At 67.5% G+C, this 14,142-nt stretch carries 8 protein-coding genes; 1 reads left to right on the forward strand and 7 read right to left on the reverse strand.

The window, feature by feature from the left end:
• Positions 1–63: 63 nt before the first annotated feature.
• From nagE to ACWKSV_RS07020, 7 genes are all read right to left on the reverse strand, one after another.
• On the reverse strand, positions 64–1,767 hold the full coding sequence (gene nagE, locus ACWKSV_RS06990) for an N-acetylglucosamine-specific PTS transporter subunit IIBC (RefSeq protein WP_172839670.1): 1,704 nt from the start codon (positions 1,765–1,767) through the stop codon (positions 64–66).
• A complete protein-coding gene (gene ptsP / locus ACWKSV_RS06995) occupies positions 1,764–4,214 on the reverse strand; it encodes a phosphoenolpyruvate--protein phosphotransferase (RefSeq protein WP_191864439.1) in 2,451 nt (816 codons plus the stop codon). The genes nagE and ptsP overlap by 4 nt, the downstream gene beginning before the upstream one ends.
• Positions 4,215–4,269: 55 nt before the next feature.
• Positions 4,270–7,173, reverse strand: coding sequence for a beta-galactosidase GalA (gene galA, locus ACWKSV_RS07000; RefSeq protein ID WP_076716716.1), 2,904 nt, complete (start codon positions 7,171–7,173; stop codon positions 4,270–4,272).
• The gene (nagA, locus tag ACWKSV_RS07005; protein ID WP_076716718.1) at positions 7,170–8,309 is read right to left on the reverse strand and encodes an N-acetylglucosamine-6-phosphate deacetylase; all 1,140 of its coding nucleotides are present in this window, start codon (positions 8,307–8,309) and stop codon (positions 7,170–7,172) included. The genes galA and nagA overlap by 4 nt, the downstream gene beginning before the upstream one ends.
• Positions 8,306–9,346 (reverse strand): SIS domain-containing protein, encoded by a 1,041-nt coding sequence (locus ACWKSV_RS07010; protein ID WP_076716720.1) that lies wholly within the window; start codon positions 9,344–9,346, stop codon positions 8,306–8,308. Before ACWKSV_RS07010 ends, nagA begins: the two co-directional genes overlap by 4 nt.
• The gene (locus ACWKSV_RS07015) at positions 9,339–10,076 is read right to left on the reverse strand and encodes a GntR family transcriptional regulator (protein ID WP_056438491.1); all 738 of its coding nucleotides are present in this window, start codon (positions 10,074–10,076) and stop codon (positions 9,339–9,341) included. Before ACWKSV_RS07015 ends, ACWKSV_RS07010 begins: the two co-directional genes overlap by 8 nt.
• A gap of 116 nt (positions 10,077–10,192) precedes the next feature.
• Positions 10,193–10,939: a copper homeostasis protein CutC gene (locus ACWKSV_RS07020; RefSeq protein WP_083706783.1), complete on the reverse strand. Its 747-nt coding sequence runs from the start codon at positions 10,937–10,939 to the stop codon at positions 10,193–10,195.
• Between the two features lie 286 nt (positions 10,940–11,225).
• Here ACWKSV_RS07020 and ACWKSV_RS07025 point away from each other — a divergent pair, with 286 nt between their 5' ends.
• A complete protein-coding gene (locus tag ACWKSV_RS07025) occupies positions 11,226–13,991 on the forward strand; it encodes a TonB-dependent receptor (protein WP_076716722.1) in 2,766 nt (921 codons plus the stop codon).
• Positions 13,992–14,142: the final 151 nt, after the last annotated feature.

The following is a 14,142-nucleotide window of genomic DNA, read 5'->3' on the forward strand; positions in this document are numbered from 1 at the left end:
TACGCGCGCCTATATAGCCTGCGCTTGAGGCGGCAATATGATTAACGTCAGGATGACAGTAATTTAATCAATCAGAATGTGGACGATGTCGGGCGCCACCGTCGCGATCGTCCTGGCCTGGCCCGGTGCGGTTCCGGCTTGACGGGCGGGATCGACAAGGACGACGCGCCAACGTCCGGCATGGTGGCTGGCCGAGACGATATTGTCTGCGCCGCCCATGGCCCGCACGAGCGTATCCGGCAGACTGGCCTGCGCCTTGGCGGCGACCTCCTGGACCGGTGCGGCCGTGACCGGTGCCGCCGCGCGGGCGGTGGCGGCGATCGGCCCGGACTCGACGGCGGCGCGCATTTCCATCGCCACGGCGTCGGCAATCGGACCCAGCACGACCTGAACGCCGCTGGCCGAGGGACGCAGGATACCGCGTGCGCCGAGCCGCTTGAGCGCAGGCTCGTCGACCTGGGCGGGATCGACCACGATCAGGCGCAGGCGGGTGGTGCAGGCCGCGATCTCGCTGAGGTTCGTGCTGCCGCCCATCGCCGCGACGAAGGATGCCCCGCGCCCGCCGGCGATCTCGGTCGCCTCGCCCTCGGCCGCCGCCTCGACCTCGCGGCCCGGCGTCTGCAGGTTCCAGCGGCGGATCGCGAAGCGGAACACCGCATAATAGATCAGCGCATAGGCCGCGCCGATCGGCAACAGCATCAGCGGCTTGGTCGCCTTGCCGAAATTGATGACGTAATCGAACAGACCGGCCGAGAAGGTATAGCCCAGCCTTACGCCCAGCGCGTTCATCAACGCTTCCGACAGACCGGTCAGAACCGCGTGGAAGGCATAGAGGACCGGCGCCAGGAACATGAAGCTGAACTCGATCGGCTCGGTTACGCCGGTCAGGAACGACATCAGCGCCAGGCTGAACAGCATGCCCCCGACCGCCTTTTTCCGCTCCGGCAGCGCTTCATGATACATGGCCAGACACGCGGCGGGCAGGCCGAACATCATGACGGGGAAGAAGCCGCTCATGAACGCGCCTGCGGTCGGATCGCCCGCGAAGAAGCGGGTCAGGTCACCCGTCTTGCCCTGATAATCGCCGACCACGAAATAGGCGACGGTGTTCAGGATGTGATGCAGGCCGGTGACGACCAGCAGGCGATTGAGCACGCCAAAGGCGAACAGCCCCAGCCCGCCCGCCTGGACGATGCCTTGGCTCATGGCGTCGATGCCCGCATTGACCGGCCCGAACGCCACGCCCAGCAGGGCGGCGAGACCCAGGCCCGCAATGCCCGAAATGATCGGCACGAAGCGACGACCACCGAAAAAGGCCAGATATTCCGGCATCTTGATGGTGGCGAAGCGGTTGTAGAAATTGCCGCCGATCAGACCGGCGACGATGCCGACCGGCACGTCGAACCGATGGACCGACTTGGTCCGCCACGCCGCCTCGACGGTCGCGGCGATGTCCTTGGCCAGTCCGGCTCCCGTCCCGGAGGGCGGCACGATCAGGGTTTCGGCACCCTTGATGGTGACCAGGTAGCAGGTGATGCCCGCCAGTGCCGCCGCGCCATTGCCGTCACGGGCAAAGGCGGTGGCGACACCGACCGCGAACAACAGGCCCAGATTGTCGAAGATCGCATTGCCCGCATTCGCCATGAAGGCGATGTTCAGCATGTCGGGCTGGCCCAAGCGCAGCAACAGGCCCGCGACCGGCAGCACCGCGATGGGCAGCATGAGCGCCCGCCCGAGCGATTGGATGGTGGCCATGGGCGAGCTCATGCGCCGATCTCCTGAAGCATAGTCGTGATGTGCGCGCGGACCGCCGCCGCCGAGGGGAGCGCCAGCGCGGCAATCGCGGCGGCGCGGCATTTCACCATGTCGAGCTTGCCGACCAGCGCCTTGATCGCCGCCACCCGCGCCGGGGGCACCGACAATTCGGTGACGCCCAGGCCCAGCAGGATCGGCACCGCCAGGCGATCGGCGGCCAACGAACCGCAGACGCCGACCGGCGTGTCGTGCCGCGCCGCGCCGTCGCAGGTCGTGCCGATCAGACGCAGCACCGCCGGATGAAGCCCGTCGACCCCCGCCGCCACGGCCGCATTGCCGCGATCCATGGCCAGCGTATATTGGGTCAGATCGTTCGTGCCGATCGAGAAGAAGTCCGCCTTACGTGCGAGAATATCGGCGGAAATCGCGGCGGCGGGCGTCTCGATCATAACACCGACCTCGGCTTTGCGACCGTGGCGCTCGACGACGGCGCGAACCGCCTCCAGTTCGGACAGGCTGGCAATCATCGGCGCCATGATCCGGCACGGCTGGCGCACCGCCAGGATCGCGCCGACCTGATCTTCCAGCAACTGCGGATCGGCGAGCGACACGCGGATGCCGCGCAAGCCCAGCGCCGGATTCTCCTCGACGGGCAAGTCCATATAGGGCGCGGGCTTGTCGCCGCCGACATCGAGCAGTCGGACGATCATCGGCCGGTCGCCCAGCGCATCGGCGATCGCCTGGTAATCGCGGGCCTGTTCGTCGCGGGTCGGCGCAGTGGCGCGTTCCAGGAACAGGAATTCGGTGCGCAACAGGCCGCAGCCCTCCGCGCCCTCGGCCACCGCCGCCTCGGCATCGGCGACCGAGCCCAGATTGGCGAACATCTCGATCCGGGTGCCGTCCGCCATGCGGCAGGGCCCCTGCGCGGCGCGCGCGGCTTCCATCTCGGCCTTGCGGCGGGCGATGGTGTCGCGCACCTGACCCTGTGCCTCCGCATCGGGTTCGGGGTCGATCAGGCCGCGATCGGCGTCGAGCACGATGACCCGGCCATCCTCCAGCGCGGCCAGCGGCTCACCGAAAGCGACCGCCATGGGCAGGCCCATGCCCGCCGCCAGGATCGCCGCATGAGAGGTCGGCCCGCCCTTGACCAGCGCGATGCCCGCCACGACGGCGGCGTCGAGCGCTGCGACCTGGCTGGGCAGCAAGTCCTCGGCGACCAGGATCGCGCCCTGCGGGACGCTGGGCCCTTCGATTGGCAGGCCTGCCAGGGCTGCGAGCACATGGCGTTCCAGATCGCGCAGATCGTCGGCGCGCTCGGCAATACGGCGGTCGCCGCTCGACAACAGGACCGCCGCCTGCGCGGAGATCGCTTCCTGCCACGCCACGCCCGCGCTCATCCCCCGGCCGATCATGGCCAAAGCGGCGTCGGTCAGCGTCGGATCGGCCAGCATCGCGCCATGCGCGGCCATCACCCCGCCGCGTGCGCCACCGGCGGCGGCCGCCCGGGCCAGACCCTCGCGCACCGTGTCGAGCGCCTCGTTCAGGCGGGTGCGCTCTTCCTCCTCGGTACCCGCCCGCGTCTCGACCGGAATGGCGGCACGGGTCAGCCGGTGGATCGGCCCGATTGCAAGGCCCGGCGCGGCGGGCACACCGCCCAGCCCCGGCCCCTCGCCGCGTACCGGCTCCGGTACATCGACCGGCGTTTCCTCCAGCGTAGCGTCGTTCAGGAAAGCGATCACCTCGGCCAGGGCAGCGGCGGCCTGTGCCCCGCTCGCCTCGATCCGCACGGTCGTGCCATGGCCCAGACCTAGCCCCAGCAGACCGACGGCGCTCAGCGCCGAGGCATGGCGGTCGCCGTGATACAGGGTGACGCGCGCATCGTGCTTGCGGACCGCCTCGACCAGCCGCGCGGCGGGACGGGCGTGCAGGCCGTGCGACAGCGCGACGACCGTTTCCTCGACCAGCATGTCGCCGCCCATGTCGGCATCGACCGTCTCGACGCCCAGCGGCACGACGCGCAGCAGCGGATCACCGACCGCGACCAGCCCCTTGGCGATGGGCTCGACGGCGTAGCGGGTGGCATCGGCCACGATGATCGGCGTGACGACAGCGGGGGCGTTCTGGACCAGATAGTCGAGGTCGAAGCGGATCAGCGGCTGGCCCGCCAGCACCTTCGCGCCCGCCTGTACCTGCGGCGTCAGCCCCTTGCCGCCCAGCGACACGGTGTCGATACCGATATGGCAGATCAGCTCATAGCCGTCGGTGCTGCGCAGCGTGACCGCATGGCCCGCCTCATGCACCGTCAGCACGGTCGCGTCGCAGGGCGCGCACAGCGCGTCGTTGACCGGATCGATCGCGACACCGTCGCCCAGCATCTTCTCGGCAAAGACCGGGTCCGGCACTTTGGCGAGCGGCGTCACCCAGCCTGCCAGCGGCGCAAAAACGGTCAGGTCACTCATCGCACGTCACTTTCGCCAAACTGCATTCCTTCCCCGTGAGCGTCCCCGCACGCCGTCAGCGCGGGCGGATCGTCACCCGGCCCAGCAGGCCGCTATCGATATTGCCCATCCCCGCGACGATCAGCGCGACGGTCCGCTTGCCTGCGCCGGACGGCAGGGTCGACGTCATCGGACCGGGCTTGGGATCGCGCTTCTCCGCGACCAGCTGCCCATCGACCCACAGGCTCGCCATGCCGCCGACCGAAGTCAGCCGCAGTTCGCCGCCGCGCGCCGCAACCGCCCGCCGGGGCGTGACGACCGCGCGATAGACGCGCCAGCCCGCCCCCTCCGCCGGGGTCGGCGTACCCGCCTGGACAAAGGCCCAGCCATTATTGTCGCTGGCGGCGGGTGCGAGGTCGGGCGACGGCCTGGTCGGCAGCAGCGACGAGCGCCGCCATTCGCGCACGTCCATATCGCCGTTCATCACCGCGATCTGCGCACGCGGCGTCACGCCCAGCCGGTCGAGCTTCAGCGTGGCAGGCTTCAGCCCGTCCGCCGTCGCGCGAATAGTGATCCGCCCGCGCCCGGTATCGGGCCGTACGATCATCTGGGCGAGGCCGTTGAACAGCGAACGCTGATTGCCCTTTTCAGGCTCATGGCTGTTGGGATCGCCATTGCCGACCCCGATGATCGCGCCGCCCTCGATGGTGAAGCGGGTCATCAGATTGGCGGTCGGGACGTGGCGGCCCCTGGCATCCACGGCATCGATGGTGATCGCCTGCGCGTCCTCGGTATCGCCCGCCATCACGGTGCGCGCCGGGGTCAGCCGAAGGGCGACCGGCACACCAACCGTCTCATGCGCGGCGCGCGCGACCTCGCGGCCGCCGCGATAGGCGATCGCCTCGATCCGACCCGGCGCATAAGGGATGGTCCACTCATTGCCCATCAGCCGGTCGACCGCCGCCTCCCCGACCGTCTTCCCGTTCAGGCGAAGGACGATGCGCTCGGCATTGGACAGGACCATGACCTTGGTCGGCTTGCCCTCGCGCCCCGGCCAGCTCCAGTGCGGTGCGATCGCGACCACCGGCTGGTCGTCGACCCAGGCGGCGCGGTGGATGTCGAAGGCGGTCTTGGGAAAGCCGCACAGATCCATGATGCCGAAGAAGCTGGCGATACTCGGCCATTCATAGGGCGTCGGCTCGCCATGATAGTCGAAGCCGGTCCACACGAAGCCACCCGCCACGAAGGCACGCTCGGCGATCTTCTTCCACGCGCCCCGATGCGTGTCGCCCCAGCTCGCCGCCTCAACGTCGTAGCTCGACGCGATGTGGCGGGCCGGATCGCTCTCGAACGCGCCGCGCGTCATGAAGGCGCTGGTATCCTCCGAGCTGGTCATCGGCTTGGCCGGGTTCAGCTGGTGATAGCGGTCGTAATCGCCCTGATAATAATTGAACCCGGTCACATCGACGACCTGCGCGACGTTGACCGGATTGAAGAAGGCGCCGTTCATCGCCGCCGTCACCGGGCGGCTGTCGTCCAGTGCGCGGACCCAGTGCGCCATGCGCTTGACCATCTCGACGCCCGCAGGCGTGCCCTGCATCGGTTCCTCGTTGAAGACCGACCACATGATGACGCTGGGGTGGTTGCGATCGCGCCGGACCAGCCATTCCAGCTGCGCGCGATATTCGGGCGCGGGATTGAACTGCCGGTTCTCGTTCATCACGAGGAAGCCGAGCCGGTCGCACCAGTCGAGCAGTTCCGGCGTCGGCGCATTGTGGCTGGACCGGATGGCGTTGCAGCCCATCGCCTTCAGCCGCTCCAGCCGCCAGCCGAGCAGCGCGTCGGGGATGGCGGTGCCGACGCCCGCATGATCCTGATGCAGGCACACGCCCTTCAGCTTGACGGGGCGGTCGTTAAGGAAAAAGCCGTTGGCCGCGTCAAAGCGCAGCGTGCGGAATCCGATCGGCACCCGCCGCTCGTCCGCCACCTGCCCGTTACGCACCAGTTTTACGTCGAGCGTGTAGAGGGTCGGCCGCTCGACCGACCAGAGCATGGGGTCGGCGACCGGCAGGTCCAGCACCGCCTTGCCCTCGTCCAGCGCGGGCACCGTTGCCTGTACCTGTCCTTGCGCAGCCATTTTGCCCTGCGGATCGAGCAGGCGCGCCTCGACCGTGACCGGGCTGTCGGTGTCGACGATGCTGGTCAGAGTCGCGGTGACCGGGACATGCCAGCCGTCCGCCCGCTTGCGCGGATCGCCATGCACGCCGTCGGTCGCGATCGAGACCGGCGCATAGTCGCCCAGCCAGACATGGCGATAGAGTCCGGCGCCCTCATACCACCAGCCTTCCATCGCCTCTGCATCCACGCGGACGGCGACGACATTGGCTTCGTCCCCGAACCGCGCGAACGGGGTCAGGTCGATGCGGACCGCGTTATAGCCCGAGAAATTGTGCGAAACGACACTGCCATTGACCCAGATCGTGGCGTTCGTCGCGATGCCACCAAATTCCAGCTCGATCCGCCGTCCGCGCAAAGCCGGGTCGAGGCGGAAGCTGCGTCGATACCAGCCGATGCCGCGCGGGCGATAGCCTTGCGCGACATTGGCGGTCTTCACGAAGGGCTGGAACGAGGCCCAGTCATGCGGCAGGTCGACCGACTGCCAGTCGCTGTCATCATAATCGACCGCCGCCGCGCCGCGCGCATTGCCCGCCTTGACCGACAGATAGGTCGCGTTGTGCGTGTCGAGCGGCGCAGGCTCGACATCGCCTTCATGGAACAGCCAGCCACGATCCATCAGGACTCGGGCCGCATCCTGCACCGGCAGCGCGGGCGGAAGCTGGTCCACGGGCTCGGGCATGGGCAGCGCGCCCGCGCCGTCCGCCGGGCGGCGACTGGCGGCGAAGGCTGGGACGGGCGCAATGCCGCCCGCCAGCCCCACCACCGCGCTGCCCAGCAGAAGGTCGCGGCGCGCGACCGTCATGCCGCGACCGGCTCCGCCGAGGCGATACGCGTCTCGACCGGCTTGAGCGCGGCGTCGAGTACCACCCAGTCAGCGCGCAAGCCCTGGGCCAGTGCCCCGCGCTCATGCGACAGACCGAGGAACGCCGCCGGATGCGTCGCGGCCATCGCCGCCGCCTGATCGACGGTGATGCGCAGCTGCTCGACCGCATTGGCGACCGCCGACCCCATATCGAGGTCCGAACCCGCCAGCGTGCCGTCGGTATAGGTGCACTTGCCGCCCGACACGTCGATATGACGGCCGTGGAGCACGAAGTCCTTCTCCACCGCACCGACCGACGACATAGCGTCCGTGACCAGCATCAGCTTGTCGAACGGCCGCGCCTTCATCGCCAGCCGGAGCATCGGCGCGGAGACGTGGAAGCCGTCGATGATCAGCCCCGCATAGGGCCGCGGATCGTCGAGCGTCGCGCCCGCCAGACCCGGCACACGCTGCTGCATGGCGGGCATCGCGTTGTACAGATGCGTGACGCCGACGACGCCCGCACCGAACGCCTCGACCGCCTGCTCATAGCTCGCCTCGCTATGGCCCGCGCTGACCAGCACGCCCGCTTCCGCCAGACGACGGATGGTGGCGACCGGCACCCGCTCGGGCGCGATGGTCAGCATGACCTTGCCCTTGCGGGGACGGGTCAGGACGGCGATCATCTCTTCGTCCAGATCGCGGAAGCGCGTCGGATCGTGGATGCCCTTGCGCGCCGGGTTCAGCACCGGGCCCTCGACATGGATTCCGACGATGCCGGGCACCTTCGCCTCGATCGCCTCGTCGATCGCGTCGAGCGCGCGGGCGATCTTGTCCGGCGTCTCGCTGACCAGGGTCGGCAGCATCGCGGTGGTGCCATAGACGGCATGCGCCGCCGCCATGGTCGCGATGCCGTCCACGTCGAGACGGTCGTTGAACAGCACGCCGCCACCGCCATTCACCTGGGTGTCGATATAGCCGGGCACGACCCAGCCGCCGTTCAGGTCGATCGTGTCAGTAGAGCCGTCCACGGCGCCGATCGAGGCGATACGGTCGCCGTCCAAAACGATCTCCACACCCGGCAGGACGCCGCCCTGGGTCGCGACATGGCCGTTGACGAAACGGAAACGGGTCATAGCGTGCGGGTCACTTTCTGCAGATGCGGCGGCGAGTCGGGGTCCATGCCACGGGCGAGCGCCAGCGCCTCGACCATGCGGTAGAAGCTGGCGAGCATCGCAATCGGCTCCAGCGCGGGATGGCCTGCGACCATCGGCAGCGCACCACCCTGCCCCGCGACGAACGGCTTGGCGCCGCGGCCCTCGAACTGGTCGGCGACCGCCTTCACATCCTCGCCCGCCACGTCGGAGGTGGCGAAGCCCAGCACCGAATAGCCAGGCTCGACGATACGCATCGGGCCGTGGCGCACTTCGGCGGCACTGAACGGCTCGGCCTGAATGGAGCAGGTTTCCTTGAGCTTCAGCGCGGCTTCCTGCGCGACGCCGTAACCGTAACCGCGCCCCAGCACGAACATCTGGCTAACCTCGCGCAGTCCCTCGACTGCCGAGGACCAGTCGAGGCCCAGCGCCTGTTCGACCTGACCGGGCAGATCGCCCAGGGCGGCCTCCAGCGTCTCGTCCCCCGCCCAGGCGGCGGCGAGCTGCGCCAGACCCGCCAACGCGGTCAGGCAGGACTTAGTGGCGGCGACGGCCTTTTCGGGACCGGCCGACAGCGGCAGGAAGGTGTCCGCGCCGGTCGCCAGCGGCGACTCCTCATCGTTCACGAGCGCCACGATATGCGCGCCGCCCGCGCGATAGGCCTCGACCGTCGCCAGCAGGTCCGGGCTACGCCCCGACTGCGAGATAGCGATGACCAGCGCACCCTGTACCTTCATCGGCGTTTCGAAGATCGATGCGACCGAAGGCGCGGCCGACGACACCGGCACGCCGGTCTTGGTCTCCAGGATATATTTGCCATAGGTCGCGGCGTGGTCCGACGAACCACGCGCGATGGTGATGATCACCGGCGGCGGGGCGGCACGCAGCCGCTCGGCCAGCGCCCGGACGGTGGGCGCGTTGCGCGCCAGCAGCCGGGCGATCGCTTCCGGTGCCTCCCCCGCTTCCGCTCCCATCAGGGTGCTGGTCCCCGCACTACCGGCGGTCATCACATCAGACATCGGTTAACTCCGCGACGAAATCATAGGCATCGCCGCGATAGAAGGACTGGGTATATTCCACCGCCCGTCCATCGCGTAGAAATCCGCGCCGTTCGATCAACAGGCCCGCATGGCCCGGATCGACATCCAGCATCTTGGCATGATCGGGCCCGAACGGCACCGCACGCAGCCGCTGCAACGCGCGCACCGGCCGGTTGCCGGTCCGCTCCAGCGCCGCATAGAGCGAGCGGTCGACCGCCTCGATCGAGGGCAGCGCAAAGCCCGCAATGGTCGACACCTCGATCGCCATCGGCACCTCGTCGGCGAAGCGCACACGCTGGAAACGATAGACCGGCGCCCCCGGCGACAGGCCCAGCGACAGCGCCTCTTCCGGCGTCACCGTGCCAGGCGCGCGGCTGACCCACTGGCTGCTCGGCGTGCGGCCGCGCGCGATCATGTCTTCGGAGAAGGAGGACAGCTTGGAGAAGCTCTTCTCCACGCGCCCCGCGACGAAGGTCCCCGCGCCGCGCCTGCGCGTCAGCAGCCCTTCCTCGACCAGGCCGCCGATCGCCTTGCGCACCGTGATCCGGGACACGTCATATTCGATCGCCAGATCGCGCTCGGCGGGGATCGCATCATCCTCGGCCAGGACATTGTTGGTGATCGCATCGCGCAGCAGCTGCTGGAGCTGGAGGTATAACGGCGCGGGGTTCCCCTTTCGGAAGGAGCCGACCTGCGCCGAGAATGTCATGGCCGCGCCATCCCCCTTTGCCCGGGCGTCGCTCATGCCACGCCCCGCTTCGTCAACAGGCTTATCGCAGCCGAACCAAGCGGGCAATAGGTATTATATTTGGCATACATTGGCTTTTATCCTTCCCCTATCTTTTGTCGGATCGCGGCGATGCGATCGGCGCTTGTCCGGCGCCTGGGCCCGACCGCAAACCCCATGCCGAGCACCCGCGAATCCCCCCAATCCTCACGCACGCTGGCCGAGGCGTGAACCGCATCGACCCCGGTCCGGGCGATCAGCGCCCCGACATTGTCCGCCGAGACACCCGATCCCGCGATGATCAACAGGCGCCCGTCCGCTGCCTCGACCATCTTCGCGATGACGTCGGCGCCCTGCTCGGCCGTCGCCGCCCCGCCTGAAGTCAGGATATGGTCATAGCCCAGCTCCGCCGCCTGTCCGACCGCCTCGACGGGATCCGCCACCAGATCGATCGCCCGGTGCAGCACGATGGCCACGCCCGCCGCCGCCTCGCGCCAGCGCGCCAGCATGTCCAAGTCGAGCCGCTGGTCGTCCGCCATCGCCCCGACCACGACCCCCGCGACGCCCATCGCCACCATGTGACGGATTTCTTTCGTGGCGAGTCCCATATCGGCACGGTCATAACGGAAGTCGCCGTCGCGCGGCCGCACCATCGCGTGCACCGGCACACCGGACTCCACCGCATGCGCCACCAGCGCCGCCGAGGGCGTCAGACCGCCCAGACCCAGCGCACCGCAAAGCTCGATCCGGTCCGCCCCCGCGGCCACGACCGCCGCCACGCCGTCCGCGTCATCGACGCAGATTTCCAGCAGCGGCGCTTCAGCGCGGACTGGTGACATGACCATCTTGAACTTCCCCCGGCCCATTTGCGCCGCGCACCGGGACCACCGCCGCGCGGGTTTTTCACAGATGAGTCATTTAAGCAGTACGCCGGACAATGCGCCAGCCCAATGGTCTCATGACAAGAACGTCATATTTTTTCCGTTTACGGACCAATGTCAGTTTGGTTACAGGTTGGTAGTTCCGGCATATCGTATAACAAGCCGGCCGGGGAGGACGCCACCAGCCATCCCCAGACAACAATAAGAGCGCGCGCGGTGGAGCGGCGAGTATTTTTTGGGGGATTTCAACATGTTGAGCTTCCGCGGCATGATCCTGACGGCGACCGCACTCGCCGGCATCCAGGGCACCGCTTTTGCGCAGACCGCGACGCCGTCTGCCGATGCACCGACCCAGACCGCACCGGGCAGCGACTCCAGTGACATCGTGGTCACCGGCATCCGCTCCAGCCTGCGCAACGCGATCAACGTCAAGCGCGAGGCCAACGCCGTCGTCGACGTCATCACCGCCGAGGACGTGGGCAAGTTCCCCGACCGCAACGTGGCGGAATCGCTTTCGCACATCCCAGGCGTCAGCATCGACCGCCGCTTCGGCGAAGGCGAAAAGGTCGCCATTCTCGGTACCGACCCGGCACTGAACCGCATGCTGCTCGACGGCCATGCGCTGGCCTCGGCCGACTGGGGCGGCAACGACAACGACCCGTCCAGCCGTACCTTCAACTATTCGCTGCTGGCCCCCGAACTGGTCGACCGCCTCGAGGTCTACAAGTCGCCGGAACCGCGCATCGAGGAAGGCAGCCTGGGCGGCACGGTCATCGTGCGCACCCGCCGTCCCCTGGACCTGGCACCCAATTCGATCTTCGCCTCGGGCGGCTATACGTACAATGACCGTTCCGAGAAGGGGAATGTCCGCGGTTCGGGTCTGTACAGCTGGCACAACGAAGCCGACAATTTCGGCTTCCTGGTCGCCGCGACCTATGACAAGCAGGCGCTGACCCGCGCGGGTGTCGAATTCTTCGGCTATCAGAGCGGCGCGGACTTCTTCCAGAAGGACGCTAACGGCAATGTCGTGCGCGACGCGTCGGGCCAGGGCGTGCTGCTCAACCCGAACGCCACCGTCACCGGCGGCACCAAGAACGACCTGATCAACGCGGTCGCGCCGTTCGGCATCAACTATGCCTATTTCCAGCAGACCCGTGAGCGCGCCAGCGTGTCGGGCACCGTGCAGTATCGCCCGGCCCCCAACCTGACGCTGACCCTGAACGGCCTGCACATCGACGGCAACTACAACAACTACAGCCAGTCGATGTACACGATCCCGGTCGCCTGGACCGGCAGCGTGCTGCAGACCGCCAATGTCGCCAACGGCGTCGTCAACTCGGCCAGCTTCGCGGCCGCGCCGAACCAGTCGGCGCAGCTCGATACGCTGGTCCGCAAGACCAAGCTGAAGACCGACAACCTGAACTTCTTCGCCGATTGGGAAGGCGATGACGGCACGAAGATCAACTTTGCGGGCGGCTGGTCGAAGGCGACCGGCGGGCGCAATCCCGAATATCTGTTCAACGTGCAGACCAAGCTGCCGTTCAACTATGCCTTCACGCCGACCTCGGCGACGGTGAACTTCACGGGCGACCTGACCAACCCGGCGAACTACTTCACCAACCCGAACAACAATCCCGCCCAGATCGAGGGCCGCCCGGTCATCGTCAACGGCCAGCAGCTGAACGGCGCGCAGATCGGTGGCCTGGACTATAGCGTCACCACCGACCGCGACATCTTCGGCGGCTATGACGCGACCATCCCGGTCGAGTTCGGTCCGTTCAAGCAGATCCTGATCGGCAGCCGCGTGACCGACCACGTCAACCGCATCGACGGTCGTGGCATCAACACCTACAAGACCAGCTCGCAGACCGCCAACCAGCTGGGCGTCACCACGCTCGTCACGCCGGGCGGCGTCTTCGACGGCAGCGGCGGCATGGGCAATGCGACCCAGTATCTGAACCTGCCTGAGCAGGCGGTGATCGACATCCTCGCCAACTCGATCAACAGCCCGCTGGTCACCAAGGTCGGCGCGTCGACCAAGGTGCGCGAGACGGTCATCGCGTCCTACGTCCAGGCCAATTTTGATGAAGGCGGCCTGCGCGGCAACATCGGCGGTCGTCTGGTCTACACCCGCGACCAGTCCAACTATGCCGTGACGCTGGCCAACACGGTCACCCCGGTGCCGGTGCCGACCACCACCACGACCGATTATCTGAAGTTCCTGCCCAGCGTGAACATCGCCTATTCGATCACGCCGGAATTCCTAGTCCGTGGCTCGGTCGCGCGGGTGATCTCGCGTCCGCGCTATCAGGATCTGGCGGCGGCGACCTCGCTCAACGACATCACGCTCGATGGCGGCGGCGGCAACCCGAACCTGAAGCCGTACGAGTCGACCAACTACGAACTGACGGCGGAATGGTATCCGCGCGCCGGCTCGCTGATCGCGGTCGAACTCTTCCGTCGCGACATCTCGAACTACATCATCAACACGCGTACCAACGCCGTGTTCTTCAACTCGCTGCAAAATCGCCTGACGACGTACAACGTCAACCAGCCGATCAATGGCGGCAAGGCGAAGGTGAACGGCGCGCTGGTGTCGGGCCAGACCGAAATCTGGGGCGGCTTCGGCATCCAGGCGAACTATTCGTACCAGGACAGCTCGACCTCGTCGGTCGACTCGTCGGGTGCGGCGCTGAACCTGCCGTATCTGTCGCGCCACACGGTCAACGTGATCCCCTATTTCGAAAGCGGGATCTTCCAGGCGCGCCTGAGCTACAACTACCGCTCGAGCTATTTCCGCACGATCGGCCGCCTGAACTCGCGCGAAATGGTCGCGCCGTACAGCCAGCTCGATTTCTCGGCGGGTGTGAACCTGACCAAGGAGATCACACTGTCGGTCAACGCGCAGAACTTGCTCGACGAGACCTATTACCAGTATAACGCGACGCGCGATCGTCCGACCGCCTTCTACAAGAACGGCCGGACCTATGCCGCCTCGGTCGCGGTGCGGTTCTAAGCCACTTCTGCATCCCCTCCCGCAGGCGGGAGGGGACCGAGGGGAGGGAAAGGAGTCTCACAGAGACCAACACCCGTGGCCTGCCCTCCCCCATCCCCTCCCGCTTGCGGGAGGGGCGTGAGAAAAACAGCCCGCCGGTCCCTGAGGATCG

It is taken from the genome of Sphingomonas sp. SphC10 (genome assembly GCF_057004845.1).

What these genes read in the sequence shown, in the direction of transcription:
- nagE (WP_172839670.1), bottom strand. Translation starts at nt 1,767, where the DNA reads ATGAGCTCGCCCATGGCCACCATCCAATCGCTCGGGCGGGCGCTCATG.
- ptsP (WP_191864439.1), bottom strand. Translation starts at nt 4,214, where the DNA reads ATGAGTGACCTGACCGTTTTTGCGCCGCTGGCAGGCTGGGTGACGCCG.
- galA (WP_076716716.1), bottom strand. Translation starts at nt 7,173, where the DNA reads ATGACGGTCGCGCGCCGCGACCTTCTGCTGGGCAGCGCGGTGGTGGGG.
- nagA (WP_076716718.1), bottom strand. Translation starts at nt 8,309, where the DNA reads ATGACCCGTTTCCGTTTCGTCAACGGCCATGTCGCGACCCAGGGCGGC.
- ACWKSV_RS07010 (WP_076716720.1), bottom strand. Translation starts at nt 9,346, where the DNA reads ATGTCTGATGTGATGACCGCCGGTAGTGCGGGGACCAGCACCCTGATG.
- ACWKSV_RS07015 (WP_056438491.1), bottom strand. Translation starts at nt 10,076, where the DNA reads ATGACATTCTCGGCGCAGGTCGGCTCCTTCCGAAAGGGGAACCCCGCG.
- ACWKSV_RS07020 (WP_083706783.1), bottom strand. Translation starts at nt 10,939, where the DNA reads ATGGTCATGTCACCAGTCCGCGCTGAAGCGCCGCTGCTGGAAATCTGC.
- ACWKSV_RS07025 (WP_076716722.1), top strand. Translation starts at nt 11,226, where the DNA reads ATGTTGAGCTTCCGCGGCATGATCCTGACGGCGACCGCACTCGCCGGC.